The sequence below is a fragment of the Microcystis sp. LE19-131.1A genome (genome assembly GCF_027532015.1).
Lineage (GTDB): Bacteria > Cyanobacteriota > Cyanobacteriia > Cyanobacteriales > Microcystaceae > Microcystis > Microcystis ichthyoblabe_A.
This window is the reverse complement of the sequence record NZ_JAPZSS010000157.1, coordinates 33,666-55,761: the sequence shown is the minus strand read 5'-3', so window position 1 is coordinate 55,761 and position 22,096 is coordinate 33,666. Positions and strand designations below refer to the sequence as shown.

General features: G+C 39.8%; 13 protein-coding genes. 5 read left to right on the top strand and 8 right to left on the bottom strand.

Going from position 1 to position 22,096, the window contains the following annotated elements; genetic code table 11:
• The first annotated feature begins 355 nt into the window (after positions 1-355).
• Positions 356-1,669 carry an AAA-like domain-containing protein gene (locus tag O9323_RS12590; RefSeq protein ID WP_288125218.1) on the top strand — a complete coding sequence of 438 codons (1,314 nt, stop codon included), beginning with the start codon at positions 356-358 and terminating at the stop codon, positions 1,667-1,669.
• 409 nt (positions 1,670-2,078) lie between these two features.
• Here the strand turns inward: O9323_RS12590 and O9323_RS12585 are convergent, their stop codons facing one another.
• The gene (locus tag O9323_RS12585) at positions 2,079-3,173 is read right to left on the bottom strand and encodes a WD40 repeat domain-containing protein (RefSeq protein WP_002750748.1); all 1,095 of its coding nucleotides are present in this window, start codon (positions 3,171-3,173) and stop codon (positions 2,079-2,081) included.
• Positions 3,174-3,592: 419 nt separating this feature from the next.
• Here O9323_RS12585 and O9323_RS12580 point away from each other — a divergent pair, with 419 nt between their 5' ends.
• Complete coding sequence (locus O9323_RS12580; protein ID WP_288125217.1) at positions 3,593-4,723, top strand: glycosyltransferase family 4 protein; 1,131 nt, start codon at positions 3,593-3,595, stop codon at positions 4,721-4,723.
• A 146-nt stretch (positions 4,724-4,869) separates the two neighbouring features.
• A complete protein-coding gene (locus tag O9323_RS12575) occupies positions 4,870-5,940 on the top strand; it encodes a glycosyltransferase family 4 protein (RefSeq protein ID WP_002750752.1) in 1,071 nt (356 codons plus the stop codon).
• 119 nt (positions 5,941-6,059) lie between these two features.
• On the opposite strand, the gene O9323_RS12570 is transcribed toward O9323_RS12575, so the two are convergent.
• A complete protein-coding gene (locus O9323_RS12570; RefSeq protein ID WP_002750755.1) occupies positions 6,060-7,013 on the bottom strand; it encodes a DNA-methyltransferase in 954 nt (317 codons plus the stop codon).
• A 307-nt stretch (positions 7,014-7,320) separates the two neighbouring features.
• Entirely contained in the window at positions 7,321-8,103 is a 783-nt protein-coding gene (locus O9323_RS12565; protein WP_288125216.1) for an MBL fold metallo-hydrolase, read from the bottom strand.
• A gap of 415 nt (positions 8,104-8,518) precedes the next feature.
• On the opposite strand from O9323_RS12565, the gene gnd reads away from it, so the two are divergent.
• Complete coding sequence (gene gnd, locus O9323_RS12560) at positions 8,519-9,946, top strand: decarboxylating NADP(+)-dependent phosphogluconate dehydrogenase (protein WP_004268664.1); 1,428 nt, start codon at positions 8,519-8,521, stop codon at positions 9,944-9,946.
• A 137-nt stretch (positions 9,947-10,083) separates the two neighbouring features.
• Here the strand turns inward: gnd and O9323_RS12555 are convergent, their stop codons facing one another.
• The 5 genes from O9323_RS12555 to O9323_RS12535 form a co-directional block, all read right to left on the bottom strand.
• Positions 10,084-11,745 carry a GUN4 domain-containing protein gene (locus tag O9323_RS12555; RefSeq protein WP_288125215.1) on the bottom strand — a complete coding sequence of 554 codons (1,662 nt, stop codon included), beginning with the start codon at positions 11,743-11,745 and terminating at the stop codon, positions 10,084-10,086.
• A 111-nt stretch (positions 11,746-11,856) separates the two neighbouring features.
• Complete coding sequence (locus tag O9323_RS12550) at positions 11,857-12,324, bottom strand: hypothetical protein (protein WP_288125214.1); 468 nt, start codon at positions 12,322-12,324, stop codon at positions 11,857-11,859.
• Between the two features lie 51 nt (positions 12,325-12,375).
• Positions 12,376-14,382 (bottom strand): phospholipase effector Tle1 domain-containing protein, encoded by a 2,007-nt coding sequence (locus O9323_RS12545; protein ID WP_288125213.1) that lies wholly within the window; start codon positions 14,380-14,382, stop codon positions 12,376-12,378.
• 428 nt (positions 14,383-14,810) lie between these two features.
• Positions 14,811-15,980: a DUF6014 family protein gene (locus O9323_RS12540; RefSeq protein WP_288125212.1), complete on the bottom strand. Its 1,170-nt coding sequence runs from the start codon at positions 15,978-15,980 to the stop codon at positions 14,811-14,813.
• A 61-nt stretch (positions 15,981-16,041) separates the two neighbouring features.
• Complete coding sequence (locus O9323_RS12535) at positions 16,042-18,111, bottom strand: ABC transporter ATP-binding protein/permease (protein ID WP_288125211.1); 2,070 nt, start codon at positions 18,109-18,111, stop codon at positions 16,042-16,044.
• A gap of 671 nt (positions 18,112-18,782) precedes the next feature.
• Here O9323_RS12535 and O9323_RS12530 point away from each other — a divergent pair.
• A complete protein-coding gene (locus O9323_RS12530) occupies positions 18,783-22,094 on the top strand; it encodes a non-ribosomal peptide synthetase (protein ID WP_288125210.1) in 3,312 nt (1,103 codons plus the stop codon).
• The last annotated feature ends 2 nt before the right edge of the window (positions 22,095-22,096 follow it).

Here is a 22,096-nt window from a genome sequence, read left to right as displayed (position 1 = left end):
TTTTTCATCGGTGGGGGATTAACAACCTTAACCGAGATAATCAGGACTAATTGCAATCATCGTCCTTATCACCCTTACAGTCACGGTTTTGTAAAATTAGCGGCCAAGAGGAACGGTCAAAATGGTTATCTTGACTATTAACCGCTAAAGTGTGAGGAATTGAACCTAACAGCAAGGAGACCACAACAAACAAGGTTAACGAGATTTTCATGGTTTTACTCCCTTAAACACCATCAGGTAATTGACCTATTTTTAGCATAGGGCTTTCCTTCTAGGATGTCAGTCCCATTGCCAAGAGGGAAAAAGGGGTTAACATGGAAAAAAAGGGAATATAAGTAGAATAAAGTAGAACGGGATGAAACCACAGGGATGGGACGAGTTTCTCAAACATCTAGCTAGAGAATACGGTGTTCAAGGCAAATTAAAGGAGATTTTTTTAGTTCGTTTTGCCTACGAAAATTGGCGCAAACCCGATGAGGAAATTTGGGAAATGGCCGAGGCCGCCAGCCATGAAACCTATAAAAAACAAATGACTAAAATCTATAGCTATTTCTCGGCAGATAAAGATAATGGCTGTCCGGAACTAGAATTAGGTAGTAAAGGGCCGGGTAAGTTCCAAATCCTCCGAGAATGGTTCAAAGATATCAAATATCCTCAATGGAGAAATCAACCCACCCCGATACTAGCAGAAAAATCGGTTATAGATAGTTATATTAGCCGCCCTCCCGTCGAAAGCGACTGTTATCAAGAAATTAATCGTCCGGGGTCACTTATTCGCATTAAAGCTCCCGAAAAAACCGGTAAAACTTCTCTCCTTAAACATCTGCTCGCTCAGGCAGATAGTTGGGGACATAGCACAGTTTATATTAATTGTCAAGTGGCAGAAAAGGCGATGTTTGCCAGTTTAGACCGATTTTGTCGCTGGTTTTCGGCAAATGTCAGCCGAGAATTGGGTTTAAAGCCTCAATTAGATGAATATTGGGATGAGGAACTATTTGGCAGTTTAATCAGTTGTCAAACCTATTTTCAGTCCTATCTTTTGGAACAGATTAACGGGCCTCTTGTTTTGGCCCTAGATAATTTAGACAGAATTTTCGAGTATCCGGACATCGCTAGGGATTTTCTGCCGCTTTTGCGCTGTTGGCACGAAGAAGCTAATAATTTGGAAATCTGGCAGAATTTGCGGTTAGCGATTGCTAATTCCACGGAAATCTATATTCAATTGGACGCTAATCAATCTCCCTTTAATGTCGGTCGTGCGATTAAATTACCCGGTTTTAACATTGAACAACTGGAAAACTTGGCCAGTAGCTACGGATTGCCTAAAAATGACGATAATCAGCGTTTTATCGGGGATTTAATCGCTCTAGTCGCTGGTCATCCCTATCTTAGCCGTTTGGCCCTGGAAGCGCGGGTGCGCGGGGAAAAAAATATTCTCCCTAATGCTGCTACCCAAGGGGGAATTTATGCGGCACACCTGCGTCATCACTGGGATAGTCTGCAAAAACAGCCGGAATTATTGACAGCGATGGGGGAAGTGGTTAATTCTTCCGATAAGGGAGTGCGATTAGAACCGATTACTGCCTATAAACTGGAAAGTATGGGTTTAATTCAGTTAAAAGGCGATCTAGCCCAGCCTAGCTGTCAATTATATCAGCTTTACTTCTGAGAGGAACAGACCAGCAGCGATCTCTAGTAGATAATTATACTAAATCCGTTGAGTACAGGCTACATATCAGGACAGGCACTCATGCAAAGGGGAATAAATAATCAGTTTTTAATAACCGGATTTAGTATCACATTTGCAGAAATATCGACAATCAGCAATTATCAGTGACTCTTAAATTATTACAAATATATCAGCAGCCGCGTGTAAGCATCCCACCGAAAAGCTCATGCGCAGGGGGTTCGGGGGAGGCGCTTCGTCCCCCGACGGGGGGTTTGGGGGGTAGAACCCCCCAAAAGCTTGGATTGAGTAATAAAATCGGAAGTAACGATCAATTTTGGCAGATAGTTTCCCTTTAAAAATTCCAACTTAGTAGATTTACAAAAATGAGATGCACCCGCTCAAAGATTGCTCAACTTGCTAAAGATTGTAGTTCGGAAGTGCCATAAACTCTCACGATTTTATCTTGGCAGGCCGTGGCGATATAATTACCATCGGGACTAAAACAAACGGAATAGATTTTCTGGGGATGGGGAATAGAAATAATCGCTTTTCCTGCTTTTAAATCCCATAATTTTAAGCTTTTATCATCACCACCACTGGCTAATAGTTGATTATTAGGACTAACACTAACTGAATTGATATGATCACTATGTTCGCTGAGAGTTTTTACCTCTGTACCTCTTTTAATATCCCAGATTTTAATAGTTTTGTCTTTGCTGCCACTGGCTAAAAATTTGTTATTACTGCCGAAATCTACCGATAAAATACCTCCAAACCAATCGGAATGACCTTTTAAGGTAATACTGCTCTTTTCTCCCAGATTCCAAATAATTACCGTTTTGTCATTTTCGCCGCCACCACTGGCTAAAAGTTGACCATTTTGACTAAATTTAACTGTTAGGACTTTATCGCTATGACCTTGTAAAGTGGCTAGAATTTCTCCAGTTTTTACTGACCATATTTTCACCGTTTTATCTTCACTACCACTAGCAATAATTTCCCCATCGGGATGAACAGCTACTGCTGTAACTTTGTCTTGGTGTCCTGTTAAGGTAGAGATTAATTTTTTAGTTTCCAGTGACCAAATTCTTAGGGTTTGATCATCTCCTCCACTGACCAAAAATCCTTGACAGGGACTAAAAGCAACAGAGTTGATTCTTTTATGTCTATGTCTTGGAAATATATCATCAATCTCCAAAACCTTTACTTGAGGTGGTTTTGAGAACATATCATTAATTTTAGGTATAGCGATTCCACCCTTATTTCCAAATATATTGCTAATCCCCTCCTCTAGATCTCCAAATATTTTATTGATATCATCTTCAAAAACTTCATCAATTTTTTTAGTTAAAGAAAACTTCTGATTTTTTCTCCATTCCCAGATTAGAATATTCCCATCATCTCCGGCACTAGCCAAAAGTTTACCATCTTGGGAAAAAGTTAGACATTTAACCTCACCTTCATGGCCTTCTAAGAATTTAAAAGATACTAAGCGATTAAACATAGTGAAAACATTAGTTAATCAAGATTTTTCGGCATTACCAGATATTAGTTTTTCTCTGGGGGACTACTTCATCCCTGAGATAACTTTTGAGAAATCTCCGATCACCACAAGTACGAGGAAGCCATTCTTCCATGATTATAACTAATTACAGTGTTTTTCGTCAAGGAGAGTCATAGCTGATAAGTACCCGTTGACAATCCTAGTCGTAGGGTGGGACAATAATCGAAAAAATTGCCCGATAAATTAAGTATTGACCGTAACCTAGCCCAAAAAGGCTGCTATTTAGGGGCGCTATAGGGTAAGATTAACTATTAGGGTGGAGTTTATTGCCGATTTTAATCTTGTCCTAAGCGAGCAAAATTGACAATTGAATCTGTAATTTTTAAAATATCTATCCCGTCAATCTCATCTAAACGCAAATGCTTAAAATTTTAGTTGATGGTACACCGATAAGACAAAATCCTAGTGGAATTGGATTATATGCTTATCACCTGATTGCCGAATTAGCTAAATTACAAAACCAAGAAAACTTTTCCCTGTCCCTCTGTTTTCAACCATCGGTAAAAAACTGGCTGCGGGGTAATCTTTCTATTCCCGAAAAACTGCAATCCTATCCAGAGGTTAAATGTTTACCAATTCCCGTCAGTCTTAGCAATATCTTAACCAGATTTCCTAATCCTCTAATTCCCTATCTAGAAAACTTTCTTGATTCTCCCGATATTCTCCACGGATTGGATCATGTGGTGTATCCTTGTCGTCAGAGTCGCAAAGTTATGACTATTCATGATGTTACTTTTATAAAATATCCTGAGTTTGTCACGGGGATTGTCAAAACCTACACCCAACGGATTAAACAATCTCTACAATGGACAGATTTAGTTATTGCTAACTCCGCAAGTACCAAACGAGATATTATTGAATATTTAGATGTGAACCCAGAGAAAATTTTTGTTACTCCCCTCGCAAGTCGTTATTCTTCCCTCCCCAATCCTCCCTCATTTCTAACTATCACTAAACCCTATTTACTCTTTGTTAGTACCCTAGAACCACGAAAAAATATTATTAATCTTATCGATGCTTTTAACTATCTTAAGGACAGGTATAAATTAGACCATAATCTGATTCTGATTGGCAAAAAAGGATGGAAGTATCAACCAATTTTCGATAAAATATCTCAGTCTCCCTTTCGAGATAGTATTCAACATCTTGATTATCTTGCTGATGACTTAGTTGCGGATTATTATCAAAAAGCTGATGTTTTTATCTATCCTTCCTTTTATGAAGGTTTTGGATTACCAGTTTTAGAAGCGATGACTTTAGGTTGTCCCGTGGTAACTGCTAATACTGCATCCTTACCCGAAGTCACCGGAGACTCGGCAATATTAATTAATCCCGATAATCCCCTAGAAATTGCCGCAGCAATCTATCAAGTTATTAGTGATACCTCTCTCCGTCAAGAATTAATCACTAAAGGAAAAAAACAAGCGGCAAAATTCTCTTGGCAAAAAACCGCACAAGCTACTATAAAAGCTTATCTTTCTCTTTTATAATAAGTAAGTAGTTATAATTAAATTGAAGATGGATCCCCCCTTAATCCCCCCTTGATAAGGGGGGTGCTGATCACCCCTTAATCTTCCCTTGATAAGGGTGGTGTCTGACAACTTTTAACACCTACCTGCTTAACTAGCTAATATCTATGAATAGGAATCATCAATTATTAATCAATCTCGCTTTTCTCGGTACTAAATATACTGGATTGACTACCTATACTAAAAATCTAATTCCCCAATTAGCTAACTTAAATCCTACCCTAATCACTTCTAATAGTTACCCAGATTTTAACACCTATCCTGTGTCGGCAAACCTCACCCAAGAGCAGGGAACTAAAGGCAATATTAGGCGCTTAATTTGGACAGAAACCCAACTCTATCAAACCTATCAACAATTGAAATCCTCTCTGCTATTTACCCCTATTCCCGAAGCACCTATTTATCGAAATTGCCGCTATATTGTCACAGTTCATGATTTAATTCCCCTGCGGTTCCCGAAATTTTCTCCTTTAACTTTTTATAATAAATACTATTTACCTCAAGTCCTGAAAAAAGCCACACATATTATCGCTGTTTCCCAAGCAACTGCCTCGGATATTAATAAGTTTTTTAACATACCTCTTGACAAAATAACCGTGATTCTTTCTGGATATGATTCTCATAATTTTCGTCCTCTAAATCTGGCGACTCGTCCCTATTTTCTCTATCTTGGTCGTTATGATCCTCATAAAAATCTCGCTCGTTTAATTACTGCTTTTTCCCAAATCGATCCCGAATATCAATTATTAATTGTCGGTCAATTTGACCCCCGTTTTACCCCAGCTCTACAGCAACAGGTAGAAGCATTATCAATCTCTCAACGGGTGCAATTTTTAAACTATGTTTCCTATGAAGAATTGCCGCAACTTTTAAACCAAGCAACTGCTTTAGTTTATCCTTCCCTTTGGGAAGGTTTCGGATTACCTGTACTAGAAGCGATCGCCTGTGGAACTCCTGTGATTACTTCTAATCTTTCCTCTCTCCCGGAAGTCACAGGAGATGCGGCAATTTTAATTAATCCCTATAGTATTGATGAGATGAGAGAGGCAATGCAGCAAATCGCTACTGATGAACAATTACGTCTTAAATTAAAATCCTTGAGTCGCCAACGCGCCGAACTTTTTAGTTGGGAAAAAACGGGACAAGAAACTGCAACAATTCTGGAAAGTTTTCTCTAAAAATGGTGACAAAAAAACTTATCAATCATTGTAGGATGGGTTAGACGGCACTAAGCATTAAAACCCAAGTATATGAGAGCAAAAACCTTTACTTTCTTGGGGAGATTCAGTTTTACTTCCTATATATTATTGTGCCATTCTTCGGGAATTTGAGCGACTTTTTCTTGGCCAGTAGGCTGATGAATAGGTTTTCCTAAAGGACGAATTTTGAGATTTCCTTGCAAATAAGCGGCGATTCTTTCCTTGGCAATTTTCACATATTCTGCTTCTTTTTCACTCCCCATCACTCGACGATTGTGCATAATACTAGCAATCAGAGAAGTTCCAACCCCGGCAAAAGGATCAAAAACCCAATCCCCCTCATTTGTCAAGGCTAAAACACATCTTTCTACTAATTCGATTGGATATTGACAAGGATGGATAGTTTTCTCTGGATGATTAGATTTAACGTTAGGAATATCCCACAGTAACTCATCCCATTCTTGTGCTAAAAACTCCCAAACATCGCTGGGATTTTTTCCTAAAGGATTACCAGAGGGTTTACCGATATTTTTACCTTTAAAATGGCGCTTACCAGGGTATTTAGCGGGGATTCTCACTGGATCAAGATTAAAGATATATTTATCGGTTTTTGTCAACCACAAAATAGTTTCATATCTGCCAGAAAATCTTTTAGAGGTATGTAATCCATGACCAAAATGCCAGACAATTCTATTTCTTAAAAAGAAACCCATTTGTTTAAATAGCTGATAATAAAAAATATCTAAAGGATAAACTTCTCCCTCTTGAACGAAATTTCCCACCTGCCAGCAAATACTGCCATTATCTTGCAAGATTCTAGGGAATTCTACCAGAATTTTGGTTTGGGTTTCCAGATAAGTATCCAAAGAGATTTTTTTTTCGTAGTCTTTTCCTAAATTGTAGGGAGGAGAAGTAATAATCAAGCTCACAGAATTATCTGGTATAGTCTTGATAAAATTATTGCTATCTCCTTGATAAAGAATTATTTCGGCATCAGGTTGATAAAAGTCTCGCACTGATTTTGACTGAGAAAATAAGGGCAACTGATTCATAGACAATTTAGCAGAGAAGAGCCACTTTTAATTATATAGTTTTCTGGACTAAAAATCCCAAAGATTTCGGGCTGTGTAAACTGGAAGTTTTACCATCTACCACCGCAGTTATTCAGCAAGCACCAAGTATTCTTACTCATAGTACAATGGGGATGCTCCCTATTTTACATCCAATATGCAAGAGAGCCAGTTTTTTAAAACAATTAATGTTATCTGTAGCCAGCAAAGATATAACAAAAATTCTACTTTTTTAGATAAAAATCGGGAAGAAAGTTTTGACTTTTTTCTATTCTTCCCTTAACTTAGATTAGCTCAAACCAGGAACGCACTCGCCCAATTCCACTGTAAAAGGTTGCCAAGGACGAGGATCAATTACCTTTGTCGGCAAGTCATGGGATGTTAATAATTCTTGAAAAGATTCGGGACTACCCCCAGCACTTAACACCGCCATTAATAATCCTTTAAACTCGATATCACCACCAGCAGCCGTAGAAATAATATATTGAGGCTGCAAGCGTTGACAGACTGCTAAGGCGCTTTCTTGTCCTTTGATTACCGGTCCGAGGAAAGGTATTTTTAAGTCAATCAAAGGGGTAATAATCACGGAGATTTTACCGAGAGAATCGAGGCTAGGAGAATGATAACCGTGGGGTTCGTAGTAGATACTCTGATTTGTCGCTAATTCCTTGATAACATAACCATTTTCCACCAGAGTCGGCCCGATTGGAGAACCGGGGACAGCAGTAATTTCGATCGCATTGTCAAAGATATAACTAGAGCCGTGGGTTAAAGAAATGCGATGGGTATAATTGAGTGCTCGAACGACTTTTTCGGCATTAGGAGAAGCCACCACGGGAATTTGGCGATCGAGTACCTGTAAAGTAGGAGGATGGGCGTGATCTTCCAAACCTTGGGAGAGAAGAATCAGATCGATATTTTGGGGAATGGCATGATTAGAGGTTTTTTTGCCCTCAAATAGCCAAGTTAAATTACCAAAAGTCAGGGAACCTACCAACCAAGGATCGAGAAGCAGGCGTTTTCCCCCGATTTCGATTAACCAAGAATTACTATCAAGCCAAGTTAACTGCATATAAGCCGAGGAATAATGGGGATTTTCTTAATTTAATTTAACATTAGCATTAACTTTTCTGCGCTTGGGGGTTTTTCAGTCATCAGTGAAAACACAGCACTGTTAATGCCATTTATAGCAGTTATCTTAATGGTGAGGTAGGAAGTCTCTGGTTTTAGGGAACGGGCAACAGTAGCCAGTCGTCAGGGGGTGATACCAAATTAGGTTACACTTCATCTTGAGGAGAAACGCTGTCACACTCCTCACTTAATGCCGGTCACTGAAAACCCAAATCTGATCACTGATTACTGATTACTGATTACTGATTACTGATCACTGATTAGTCAAGGCTTAAGAAATAGGGAAAGTTTAGCTATCTTAGGGAAAGTAGGCGCTAAAAGGGGAGGAAGAACGCATCAGCCGAGACTGAATTTCTATGACTAAACGTACCTTCGGTGTTATCGGACTAGCTGTCATGGGAGAAAATCTCGCTCTCAATGTGGAGAGTCGGGGTTTTCCCATCGCTGTTTACAATCGCACCGCCAGCAAAACTCAAGAATTTATGGAAACTCGCGCCGTCGGCAAAGATGTCAAGGCGGCCTATAGTTTAGAAGAATTCGTCCAAATTTTAGAGCGTCCCCGCAAAATTCTGGTCATGGTAAAAGCTGGCCCGCCGGTGGATGCCGTGATTGAACAATTAAAACCCCTTCTCGAAGAAGGAGATATGATTATCGATGGCGGTAACTCCCTCTATGAGGACACGGAAAGACGCACCCGCGACCTAGAATCGACCACTAAACTCGGTTTTGTCGGTATGGGGGTCAGTGGTGGCGAAGAAGGCGCTCTGCACGGTCCTTCCCTGATGCCGGGGGGTACAGAGTTCGCCTATCGGGAATTAGAGCCGATTTTAACCAAAATTGCCGCCCAAGTCGATGATGGTCCCTGTGTAACTTATGTGGGGGCCGGGGGTGCGGGCCATTATGTGAAAATGGTTCACAATGGCATCGAGTACGGCGATATGCAGTTAATTGCCGAAGCCTACGATGTGCTGAAAAATGGTCTAGGACTAAGCAATCAGCAGTTACAGGAAACTTTCGCCGAGTGGAACCGCACCGATGAGCTTAATTCTTATTTAATTGAAATTACCGCCGATATCTTTAAGTGTGTTGACCCAGAAACCGGTCATCATCTAGTAGATTTAATCTTGGATTCGGCGGGACAAAAGGGAACAGGACGCTGGACCGTGTTAAGTTCCTTGGAGTTGGGGGTGCCAATTCCGACCATTTATGCTGCGGTTAATGCTCGCGTGATGTCCGCTTATAAGGATGAACGGGTGGCCGCAGCCAAAGAGTTACCCGGACCAGGGGAAACCTATCCGGGGGATGCGGCACTATTTGTGGATAAGGTGCGTGATGCTCTTTACTGCTCGAAAATGTGTTCCTATGCCCAGGGTATGGCTTTAATCGCTAAAGCTTCTCAGGAGTTTAACTATAATATCAGTCTGCCGGAATCGGCCCGGATATGGAAGGGCGGCTGTATTATTCGGGCCAGTTTCTTGGATAAAATTCGCAAGGCTTTTGCGGAAAATCCGGGCCTGCCGAATTTGTTGTTAGCGCCGGAATTTAAGCAAAGTATCCTTGATCGCCAAGAAGCATGGCGTGAGGTGTTAGTCTTGGCTAATAAGTTGGGGATTCCCGTCCCGGCTTTTAGTTCTTCTTTGGACTATTTTGATAGTTATCGTCGGGCCAATTTACCGCAAAATCTCACCCAAGCACAACGGGATTATTTTGGCGCTCATACCTATGAACGTACCGATAAACCCAGAGGTGAGTTTTTCCATACGGAATGGATGGCTGGACTGTAAGGCTATCTAATATTTTCTCCCCTTTTTATTTACCGTAAAAAGGGGGTATTTTTTGGCGATATTTTTCTGATTAAGAGTTAACTATCGGTCAAGAAATTGGTAGGGATACCAAATCAGTTTTTAATGGGATAATGGCTTTAAAAGTCAGACAGAGGAATAATTCCACAGGCTTGAATTTTGCTGAAAACGAGGTGAAGTTGCCATAATAACCAATTGCCAACTCTCCAGAAAGCCACGGAGTTTTGATGATCAGAAACCTCGGCAGATGGATCACCAAGATTTTCCTCAAAAATCAACCAATGAACCGGTAAATGACCGAGGGGAGAATTCGGCTCTAATTGAAAGTTTAGTTGCTCATAATTGAGCCATTTACCTTCCTTCCGCCAACCTAGGCGATCGCCAAGTTTCTTTTGGGTTTCATAATCCACTAAACCACCGAGACTAGAGAAAATGGCCTGCTGAATACTAAACCCGAAATGACCATTACTATAATGCAGCCAAAGTTGATCAATTTTTTTCAGTTCCGAACAAGGTAATTGAGCAATATCTTGAGGATAAACCTCATTCCAGTAGGTTCTACCCAAAATTTTTAATAGTAGTTTGGTTGTTTGGCGATCAGCCGCTTGCCACTGTTGCTTTCTTAGCAAATCTTGTAATTGATTATAATCAAGATCGGCCGATTCTTGAGTTAAGATATTTGGGGAAGTCGGGGGATTTTTAGAACTAGAAGATTTGTCAAGATTGTTTTGAGTGAATTGAGAGACAACTATTGCTAGGGGAGTTTTTGGGATAGCGTCTTTTTGACAAGCCTCTTGTTCTGCTAAATGATCAGATAATTTATTGATGGTTTTTTCTAGGGAAATGAATTGTGCTGACCATTCACTTTCATTGAATAAGTAATCATTAAATTGATCAGAGGAAAAAGCCTCTTTTAACCTTGCTTCTTTCTCGTAACCAGTCGCTAGAAAATTTAGCAAAAACTCAGAACTTATGCTGGAATCTGACGTTTCTAAGAGATCAGGCTGAGGTTGAAAAATATTGTCTACCAAATACTTAATTTCTCCAACCGTTGCATAAAATTCTTCGTCCACCTTAATGACTTCTTCTATTAATAATTGAAAAGGAGCAAAATAGTCCTGTAAGTAGTTTTCAAAATTAATCGCATTTTGGGCAAGATCAGCAATTTCTTGGCGAACTCGTTGAGATTTGAGTTGATAATCATTTAATTCCTCATAAATTTTGAGTTCTTGAATAATTGCTTGTACAATTTTTTTCTGCTTTTGAGTATCCTCGGCTAATTTCTGAACTCCTTCCCCTAGTAATTTAGTTTTTCTCAACATCAAAAAAGATGTTTTTCCCAGTAGCAAAATTGCCCGAAAATTTTCCTGTTTTTCCAGCTTGAGTTGATTGAGAATATTTTGATTATTATTATTTTTAATCTCTAACTTTATTCTCTCGTAGTCTAAGATTTTTAATTCTTGATATTTTTGGGAAAATAAAATTTTGAGATTGTCACTGAGTTGGAGTAAAAAACGATAATATCCGTCTTGATAGATTTCTAGTCCGTTAATTAATAAATTATAGTCTTTAACTAATAACTTAGTCTCAATCAAGATTTCTTGTTGAGTAATTTTTTCTTTTCGTTTAATAATCTTACCAAAATAGTAATGGTAGCGAACTCCTTCTTGAATTAATTTCCGACGTTCCTTGATGATTTTCTGAAAATTTTTTAAGTATCTATTTTTAAAAACAGGAAGTTGATAGCTTTGCTCATAAATGGCAATTTTTTTATAGGTCATCAGATGTTGAGAGTTCCTATTTAGCATAGCTATCTTAGACCAAAAAATTCCTCGTTACTTAGCAATAATCATTAGCTGCTCCCAGCTATTGCAACAGGGAGCAATACCTAATTAAACATTTTCAACTTCAACAACAACCGGTTCATTTTCAATAATTGGTTCATTTTCAATAACCGGTTCATTTTCAATAACTGGTTCATTTTCAATAACAACTGTTTGAGGACTTTCAGGTGTTGGCTCAGTTACCGTTTCTTGCTGCTTTACTGTCTGTTCTTGATGGTCAGTCAAGTATTTTTTGGTTTTTAATTTCAGGTCATCAGTCAGAGGTAAAGCATCAATTTCAGCCAAAAGTGTTTCCAGGGATTCTTTTTTACTTCGCTCGGCGTAAAAAGCATTCAGAACCGCTTCAATTCCGTACTGAGCAATCGCATCTCCTAGGACAGTAACCAACCCCATCGCTCCAATACCCATAAAAACTACAAAGGGTTGTCCGAGGGTTAGAATTAGCACGATGACAGCAATAACAGCCGAAGCTAAATAAGCACCTGCCACTTTTTTGATAATGTTATCGAGTTCCATAAAAACCACCTCAAATTTCTAGCGAAGGATTAATTTAATTTTAAAGCAAGGTTAATCTGTCTGTTGATCGTCGTCAAGTAAAGCTTGAAGAAAAGGTTCAAGACTTTTGGGACGATAATCGGAAAAAGCCTTTAATCGTTTTACCACACTGTGATGAACAGTGACAACTTTTGTATTGAAATATCGCCATTGCTCACCTCCCAATAATCCCTTAACCGTATTATCGAACTTGATGGTCGGGTCTGGTTTAATTTGGAATTCCTCGGATTCAGAGGTGGTTGAGTCAAACTCTAATCCCAATTTTTTGGCTTGATTAATCATCCATTGTAAGGGGTAATCGGAAAGTCCTTGATATTCTTTTTTGCCACCACCTAGACAGGTATGTTCACCCACAAATAAAACTTCTTTGACAACTTGTTCGGGATTTTCTGGATTGGCTTTGATCGGAGTGGAAGGGAAGTTTTTACGTTTTTCATCAATGGCAACAGCATGAAAAGCATTCTGGATAATCGGACTTAATTTTGTATTACTAAATTCATATTTTTTATGATAAAACTTAGCCAGGGGAAACCAAGGAGTTAAATCAGGAATACCAAAACTACCAACTGTATCCCAACAACCTAACATCTTAACTGGAATACGATCTTGAAAATCTTCCTTTTCTGTCTCAATTTTTTTAGCATTAGCGGCACGGAATTGTTGAGCTTTGGCACTATCGGAACTAACGGTGTGGTCTCGATAGAGTTGATAAGCTAGGGGAATTTCTTTAATCTTAGAGCGTTTTAGGATTCCACATTTATCGATAAAACTAGCCAAACAACGAACGATATATGCGCCTCGACTAAAACCTAACAAATAAATTTCATCCTCGGTTGTGGGATTGTAGTTAAGGACAAGAAAACGATAGGCATCTTGAATCATTCGATCAAGGCCCCAGCCAAAAGTTTCATTCCCTAAACTTTTAATAAATTCGTTATCTTCGGGGGTGCCAGAACCTGACAAAAAGACGATTTGGGGGGTTTGATCCTCGGCAATATACTTAATAGATTCGGCGAATTTAACCACATTGGTGGGATAGGCACTGGTGGAGTCTTCCCAAGAACCATCACAACAAATAATTAACCGTTTTTTCTGGCTTGAATAAGTGAGGATATCCGGTTGAGAAATTGCTGTTTCACTAATCTCCTCAATTTCATTGCTGGCAAGAGCAGCTTCTGCGGCAATTATAATTGATTCTGAATTATCTTCCGGGGAAGGTTCTTGATTTTCTGCTGGAGCATCCTGTTCAACCACTTCTTCTTCTTCAAGGGAGTTAAAAATTTCGTTGACCATTGTTATCCTTTTCGCACTCCTTCTAGCTTTACTGCTAGTCTGAGTTTTTGATTTAGGGATCGAGGTCGGTTTGGAGGGAAGACTATCTAGTTGCCAGGTTGTCCCATAAAGAATACCATGATTGCTATAACTTGTTTGATCCTCGGCACTGCCATTGAGTGATAAATAAGTAACTAAGCCAAGGTCATCAACCCGGGGAGATTGATACATCGCGTTTTGGATTTCTTCTTGGCTAAGCGCTTGATTCCAAACAGAAAGTTCTGCAAGACAACCTTGCCAATAATGAGAGAGATTAACAGAGGCTCCCAAGATGATTTTTTCAATCCCAGTTAAGGCACGGTTATGACCGTTGCCACGATGCCAAATGATCCCATTGCGATAGATCAACATTCGGCCTGTGGTCGCATTTTTGACAAAGGCCCAGTGAGTCCAATCACTATAATCCTTAAGCTTGACTTTTTTTTCAATTCGATCGAAACCTTCTTCATTACCCGCATCCCAAAAAATCGCAGGTTTCACGGGATCGCCCCAAGGCAGGGTAATATGTAGAACCCGGTTATTTTCCCGATTAACAGCTTCTAAAAGAGTCGTTTCTGTAGCTAAATTATTTTCCCCTTTTGCCCAAAATGTAATGGTAATACTCTGATCGATGTCAAGAAATCCGTGGGATAGATCAATATGATCATCGATGCCATTAAATTTTAGTACAGAGCGTTGTTCAGCCATTGGTTTTGTCATCGACCGGGGGAGAAAGGGGTAATCAGGGGTTCAGGGACTCTGACTAATAAGAGATTGATTTATCTGTCATGATTTCCCAGAATGCTACCGCCTAGCTTAACACATTTTAGTTATCTAGCGATATATATATAAATAAATGTGTAAGTAGATGGGCGTAAAAAACTCTAAGATCCCCCCGCCTGTCGGCACCCCCCTTATTAAGGGGGGCAGGGGGGATCGAGTGCAAAACCTATCTTCTATTTAATTGCAAACAGCTACTTAGGAGTCAACGACTAATATTCCCAGGCCGGCACTTGCTGTGGCCAGAAACTCAGAGGAGTTGACCCCAATCCCTATCGCCATCAATAGGCTTTGGTGGGATGCAGATGGCTGACTGACATCCCTCCCCGGGCCGATTATCAGCAAACCCTAGGTACTTATTGTAACTCTGACCAAATTCCGCGGCATCGCTCTACAATTAGTCCTTGAAAAATTAATTGGGTTGCGGGATGAATATCCACTTTATACAGAGCAAAAAGACCTGTTAAACTATTTAGATTCAACTCCCTTCGCGTTAGAGATAAAGCTTTTGTTCGGTGCATTTCCACCGCTTTTAGTAAGCCTGGATAACTGACATTACGCAGGGCCAATTGACCATTTTTTGTGAGATAAATAGCATCATTCTGCAAGAGATATTCCAAACTGATCAAACTAGCGTGGACATCCACATCTTTTTCTAAACCCCCTAAACGGTGAGCATCTAAACCAAAGCGAATGCAGAAATTAACAGCGACTAATTTTCCCGCTTCTTCGGCAGGTAAAGCACAATCGGCAAATTCAAACCCTAAACTATCTGAGCGCCACTCCTCGACTCCAGCATAAGTATAGTTTTGAAACAGTTTATTTTTGAGTTTTAAGTCAAATCCTAACCCACTAGCATGACCCGCTTCATGGAATTGGGTATCGAGATGACGATAGCGTTCACCATTAATTTTATCCTCTAGGGGTCCTAATAGCAAATCGGCCGTTTCTGGCTCAAAAATTTTTCGGATACATTCGTAGCTAGAACCGGAAAAGCGTCTTTTTTGCTCACTGGCATTATTTAAAGCTGGTCCCTGAACACTATTGGGAAAAGTCCACCTATGAGGAACGATAAAAGCCTCCCCCTTTTCTCCGCTAACTGTACCACAACTAGCAATTTCAGTAAAGGACAAATTTCTGGGAATCGGTTGTCCTAAACTGCCAAATTTTTCACGAATTAACCTTTCTAGTTGTTCAATAGAAGGTTCACTATTTTTATGAATTTTTCCGTAAATCGCACTCAAAGTGACTTGTTGCTTCCCCTGACGATTGATGCTATAGGGAGCAATCATCAGAAAATAACCATTTTTATCGATAAAATTCAGATTAATGAAATCTTCTGATAAAATGCTCCAGTCATCGGTTTCTAAAGCCTCTGCTGTTTTCCACAGCCACTGAGCCGGAATTTCACAGCCATCTGCTTCCTGTTGACGCAGTTTTTTCGCCGCAATTGCAATTTTATTTTGCTCGATATCTTGGACGATTTCTTGGAAGAACTGTTGTTGATTAACCAGGGTTTGATTCATTTTTTGGGTAGCTAAGTTGGTGTAATGGTTTAACGTTGTTTTTTGACCGGTCTCTCATCGGCTAAACTCTTAGCCATTTTAAGATTTTAGGGTCTTTGTCATAGCGATAGGTCAGTCCATCTTTCCCCGTAATTGATTTTCCCTGACTGGCTTTGCTTCTAATGCTACTGAGGGAATAGTCGCTTAATTCCTTCATTTGTGCATGGGAAAGTCCTTCTAGGGGTTCTGGTAAGATTGTTGTTGTTGGCGATTCGGGGGGGGGTTCCCCGGCAGAATTGATTTTAGGATTGACCTCGGTTTCCTGATTCGGTAAATCTTCGAGCCTAGCTTGAGAATTATCGACAGAAATATTAATAATTTCTTTCACTTTTTGTCGGCGATATTCCTCCACTGTAAGCAGTTGCCAATGGGAATTACTAGAGAGTTCTAAAACCCATTGATGATAGTTAAAGAGACTTTCCCGATGTCCGACACTAATAAAAGTTGTGTGAGTTTTCTGCAATTGCCGATATAAATTTTCCTCATTGTTTAAGTCCAAAGCACTTGTGGCTTCATCGAGGATAGTAAAACTGGGACGGGTAATTAATACCCTAGCAAAAGCCAAACGTTGTTGTTCTCCCAGGGACAAAATGTTTTCCCAAGGCTCTTCTGTATCAAAGCTATTGACTCGATTTAGTAAATTTTGGAGATTGACTTCTTGCAAAACTTCCCTCAATCTTATCTCATTGGTTTCTTGATTACGATTGGGATAGAGTAACTGTTCTCGCAAGGTTCCTAAAATTATATAGGGACGTTGGGGCAGAAACAATACTTCTTCTAGGGGGGGACGCACTAATCGGCCTGTGCCTGCATTCCATAAACCGGCGATAGCGCGTAGCAAGGAACTTTTACCCCGACCACTCGGACCGACAATTAATAAACCTTGTCCTGGCTGAACAGAAAGGGAGAGGTTTTCGACAATTACCTGTTCATAATCGGGAGTTTGCAAGGTGACATCTTCAAAGGAAAATTGGTTTTCTTCGATGGTTTTAATCGTGCTTAAATTTTCGGGTTGTTTAATGACTTCTTCTAAGGCTTGGGAAAATTGCGATAGACGTTCAACATAACTGCTAAATTGTGCCGAAGTGCCAAATTCACTAATTAATTCCGCCAGCGCCGTAGCAAACAAATTAGCCGCTAAACAGGCTTGCCCGACCTGTCCGAAACTAATGCCCTCACTATTGATATACAAAGGACCCAAAATGACAAAAGTAAATACTTGAATTGCCGCCTGATAGCCCCGACTAAAAATTTCTGTGCCTCTCTCCCAATCAATTTTACGTTTAGCGCTGTCTAAGAGTTTATTAAATCGCCGCTGAATAATATTTAATTCCTGATTTTCTCCCTCAAAGAAAGCGATTGACTCCGCATGATTACGAATGTGGGTTAGAGCATAATTGTAGTTAGCCTTAAGTTCTAATTCTTCTTGAGTAATTTTATTTAAAGCTTGGTTAAAATAGATAGCAATGACGTTACCGAGAATTGTCCAAACGACTAAAATAATGGCGACAGAGGAAGAAATTGACCAGAGAATCACTAAAAAAGTAATCATATCTAGGACATTTTCCAGGGCAACTGCAAAAAAGGAGAGAGCTTTACTGGTAATCGGCTCAATTTCCTGGGATAAACGCTGATCTGGGTTGTCGATATCGGATTTAAAATTAATTCTGTAATAGGCGCGATTATGCAAATATTTGTTGAGAATCCAGTCGTTGAGCCAAGCATACCAATCCAAGGCGATTCTTTTTCTGAGAAATTTAAGCAAGCCAACTAAAAGGGTGACAAAGAGCAGTCCAACCGCAAAAACTACCAAAGTTTTGACAAATTTATCAAAATCACTTTTTTCAAGAATGACATCAACTAAGTAATTACTAACAAAGCTATTGAAGGCATTTAATCCCACAACTCCTAGGATTACCCCGATTAGTAGGAGGAGCATTGCCCAAGCTTGGATCACATCGGAAAAAGTCCTTCCCCCCGATTCAGTAGGATACCAATAGGGAGCAGCGATCAGCTTGACACTGTGCCAAAATTTGCTGACATCGGAGATAATATTAGTCGTCGATCGATCTTGAGGGACTTTGGCGGACATATAGCATTTATATCTGAGTTGTGGACATTTTGCTGGAATAATTTTAGATTTTGGCTGGATTGGCGGAGTAGAAGGCAATTGGCGAAAATATAAAGCTCCCCGACAATTTTAAGGTTATTGTGTTTGAGTTGTGCTAACATACTCCCGTCGCTTTATCTGTCAGTGTAAAGAGATGGCTTTCTCAGCCACCCTTGCTACTGCTTCTTTAACCCTCGTTATCTTACTACAAGTAACCATTGTTTTGATAGCTAAAGCTAGTGAGCGCTTCTCAGACTAAGCTAAACGGCTTTTACTTCGGATCACCGATATAGACTCCAAAAGGGTTATAGCTGTTGGATCATGCAGGTTAAGCGCCGTTTAGCTTACCACATATTACCGAATTTCGTTGACCATGACAAATTTTTTTTTCTATGATAGGATTTCATGGTACAGTTTTCAAAGCAATGAGGTGCGCCGATTTTCTTCCCTGTTCCCTGTTCCCTGTTCCCTCAAAGCGATAACAGACCTTGCGACATCATGGTGAAAAATGTTCGATATATGTTACATTTTGTACTCGGCTTCCTTGCGCCCCTATAGCGGGGCAAATTCGGTTTCTGTAGGGGCATAAAGCATACGCCTTCCCCTAGATAACATTTTTTTATCACAAATGCGGGAGAGTCATGAGTAGAAATATGAAAACAATTTACCCAAGTTCATCTGGACTTTCACGTGGTCAAGAAGCAATGTGGTTAATCTACCAGATTGCTTCAGAAAGCGTTGCTTATAATATATTTATTACTGCAAAAATTTATTCTTATTTAAAGATTCCTGTTGTCAATCGTGTATGGCAAAAAATTATTGAAAAGCACCCGATTCTGAGAACCACATATACCAGTCATGAGGGCAAACCGGTACAGCAGGTTAACCAGCAAGAGAATTTTCAGGTTGAGGTAATAGATGCCAGCGACTGGAGGGAAGAGCAATTAGTAGAAAAAATCTATGCTATTGCTGACCACCCTTTTAACTTAGAAAAAGATTCAGTTTTGCGGGTGAATTTATTTACTCGTTCAGCAGAAGAACACATTCTCTTGCTGACAATGCACCACATTGCTGGCGATATGTGGTCCTATGATTTACTGCTGAGTGAATTTCAAGCTTTATATCCAGAGGAAGTGGAGCAATTTAGTCAACAGCAGACAGAAACAGCCCCAGATTCTTGGAATGAAAATAAAACCTATGCAAATTTTGTCCAATGGCAAGCAGCAATGCTATCGGGTAATAGGGGAGAAAAACTGTGGCAATATTGGCAAAAACAATTAGCTGGCGAATTGCCAATTTTGAATTTGCTCCCAGACAAACCCCGCCCCCCAGTCAAGACTTATGAGGGAGCCTCATACATTGTCAAGCTAGATGAACAGTTAATTGAAAAACTCAAGCATCTAGCTTTAGCATCTGGAACCAGCCTTTATCGGATTCTGCTTACAGCATTTTACGTCCAACTTTACCGCTACACCAATCAAACAGATATCCTCTTATGCAGCCCGATGAGAGGACGGCCGGGTAAAGAGTTTAAAGAGATTGTCGGCTACTTTTCTAACCTGACCGTTTTAAGAGTTTCTGTCCAGGAGAATGCCACATTTACAGAACTTCTTGCTCAAGTCAGCAAAATAGTTAGCCAAGCTCAAAATCATCAAGATTACCCATTTTCTCTGTTAGCAGAAAAACTCCAGCCACAACGCGATCCCAGCCGTTCGCCTTTCTCTCAAGTTAGTTTTGCTTGGCAAGCACAAACTTGGTGTGAACCAAAAAATAATTCCTTGCATCTGCAAAAATCAGTGTTGCCAATGGAGCCACACTTGTTCGGACAACAGGGCGGACACTTGGATTTGAGTTTAATGGTGAGAGAAGCGAAAGGAGTGATTAAGCTATGTTGGCAATACAACACTGACTTATTTGACGCTGCTACTATTGAGCGCATGGCCAAGCATTTTGAAAGACTGCTCAACTCTATTGTGCTTAACCCACAGCAGCGTATTTCCCAATTACCAATGCTCACAGAAGTTGAGCAACAGCAGTTACTTTTTGAGTGGAACAATACTCAGGCTGAGTACCCATTAGATAAGTGTATTCATCAGTTGTTGGAGAAACAAGTTGAACGGACACCTCATGCTGTTGCAGTAGTATTTGAAGGTCAACAATTAACCTATAATGAGTTAAATTGTCGAGCTAATCAGTTAGCACATTATTTGCAATCTTTGGGGGTAAAACCTGATACTTTAGTAGGGATTTGTGTAGAACGTTCTTTAGAGATGATTGTGGGATTATTAGGCATTCTTAAAGCGAGTGGGGCTTATGTCCCTCTTGACCCTGATTATCCGATTGAACGGATTATTTTTATGTTAGAAGATGCTGCTGTTAAAGTGTTACTAACTCAACAGAAATTGATTAATAAATTACCTGAACATCAAGCACAACTTATTTGTTTAGATGCTGACTGGGAGTTAATTTCTCAGTTCAGTCAGGATAATCCAATTACTGATGTACAAGCAACTAATTTAGCTTATGTTATTTATACATCAGGTTCTACTGGTCAACCGAAGGGGGTAATGCTTTCCCACAGTAACCTGTCCAATCATATGTTCTGGATGCAAGAAACATTCCCCCTAACTAAAACGGATAGAGTTCTGCAAAAAACTCCCTTTAGTTTTGATGCGTCAGTTTGGGAATTTTACGCTCCTTTATTAGTAGGTGGACAGTTGTTAATAGCTCAACCAGGGGGTCATACCGACAGCGATTACCTCTTAAAAACAATTGCCCAACAGCAAGTAACTACTGTTCAACTTGTGCCATCCTTACTGCAAATGCTTTTAGAACAGGGAGGAATCGAAAATTGTCAGTTACTCAAACGAGTCTTCTGTGGTGGTGAAATCTTGCCAGTGGCTTTGCAAGAGAAATTATTGAGCCAACTAAATGTAAATTTGTGCAATCTCTATGGACCGACAGAATGTTGTATTGATGTAACTTTTTGGAATTGTCAGAGAGAAATGTATGGACAACGTATCCCCATTGGTCGTCCAATTTCTAATACACAAATCTACATTTTAGACTCCAATCTTCAATCATTACCTGTAGGTATTCCAGGAGAATTACATATAGGTGGAGCAGGATTAGCAAGAGGTTATCTTAACCGTCCAGAATTAACACAAGAAAAATTTATTCCTAATCCTTTTAGTAATTACCCAGATTCTCGTCTCTATAAAACAGGAGACTTAGCGCGTTATTTACCTGACGGTAATATTGAGTATTTAGGACGGATTGATAATCAAGTAAAAATACGAGGATTCCGTATTGAATTAGGGGAAATTGAAACAGTATTAAAACAACATTCTCAAGTACAATCATCGGTTATTATTGACCAGGAAGATACATCAGGAAATAAACGTTTAGTTGCCTACATTGTCCCTCAAAAAGAGACAACACCAACCCCCAATGAATTACGACAATTCTTAAAAGAAAAGCTACCAGATTATATGATTCCCAGTGCTTTCGTAATCATGGAATCATTACCCCTAACACCTAATGGTAAAATTGACCGTCGCGCTTTACCTGAAACCAACTTGTGTGGAGAGATAGAATTGAATTTTGTTGCTCCTCGTAACCTAGAAGAAGAAATATTAGCTAAAATCTGGTCACAAGTTTTGCGAGTAGAGCCAGTAGGTATCTATGATAACTTCTTTGAACTGGGGGGCGATTCCATCCTGACTATTCAAATCATTACTAGAGCGAGAAAAGCAGGATTAGAGTTAACCCCCAAACAATTATTTACCCATCAAAATATCGCCGAATTAGCCACAGTAGCAACAAGAGTCACCGAGTCAAAAATAGAACCAGAAATAGTGAATCCTCCGCCGACTGAAGCGGATACTGGAGATTACACCGCCCAAGATTTCCCCTTATTAGAAATCGACCAAATAGAACTAGAACAAATATTAGCTCAACTGTAACG

Bases quoted from the DNA above. Each gene is read 5' to 3' on its own strand.
- O9323_RS12590 (WP_288125218.1), top strand. From the start codon at position 356: ATGAAACCACAGGGATGGGACGAGTTTCTCAAACATCTAGCTAGAGAA.
- O9323_RS12585 (WP_002750748.1), bottom strand. From the start codon at position 3,173: ATGTTTAATCGCTTAGTATCTTTTAAATTCTTAGAAGGCCATGAAGGT.
- O9323_RS12580 (WP_288125217.1), top strand. From the start codon at position 3,593: ATGCTTAAAATTTTAGTTGATGGTACACCGATAAGACAAAATCCTAGT.
- O9323_RS12575 (WP_002750752.1), top strand. From the start codon at position 4,870: ATGAATAGGAATCATCAATTATTAATCAATCTCGCTTTTCTCGGTACT.
- O9323_RS12570 (WP_002750755.1), bottom strand. From the start codon at position 7,013: ATGAATCAGTTGCCCTTATTTTCTCAGTCAAAATCAGTGCGAGACTTT.
- O9323_RS12565 (WP_288125216.1), bottom strand. From the start codon at position 8,103: ATGCAGTTAACTTGGCTTGATAGTAATTCTTGGTTAATCGAAATCGGG.
- gnd (WP_004268664.1), top strand. From the start codon at position 8,519: ATGACTAAACGTACCTTCGGTGTTATCGGACTAGCTGTCATGGGAGAA.
- O9323_RS12555 (WP_288125215.1), bottom strand. From the start codon at position 11,745: ATGACCTATAAAAAAATTGCCATTTATGAGCAAAGCTATCAACTTCCT.
- O9323_RS12550 (WP_288125214.1), bottom strand. From the start codon at position 12,324: ATGGAACTCGATAACATTATCAAAAAAGTGGCAGGTGCTTATTTAGCT.
- O9323_RS12545 (WP_288125213.1), bottom strand. From the start codon at position 14,382: ATGGCTGAACAACGCTCTGTACTAAAATTTAATGGCATCGATGATCAT.
- O9323_RS12540 (WP_288125212.1), bottom strand. From the start codon at position 15,980: ATGAATCAAACCCTGGTTAATCAACAACAGTTCTTCCAAGAAATCGTC.
- O9323_RS12535 (WP_288125211.1), bottom strand. From the start codon at position 18,111: ATGTCCGCCAAAGTCCCTCAAGATCGATCGACGACTAATATTATCTCC.
- O9323_RS12530 (WP_288125210.1), top strand. From the start codon at position 18,783: ATGAAAACAATTTACCCAAGTTCATCTGGACTTTCACGTGGTCAAGAA.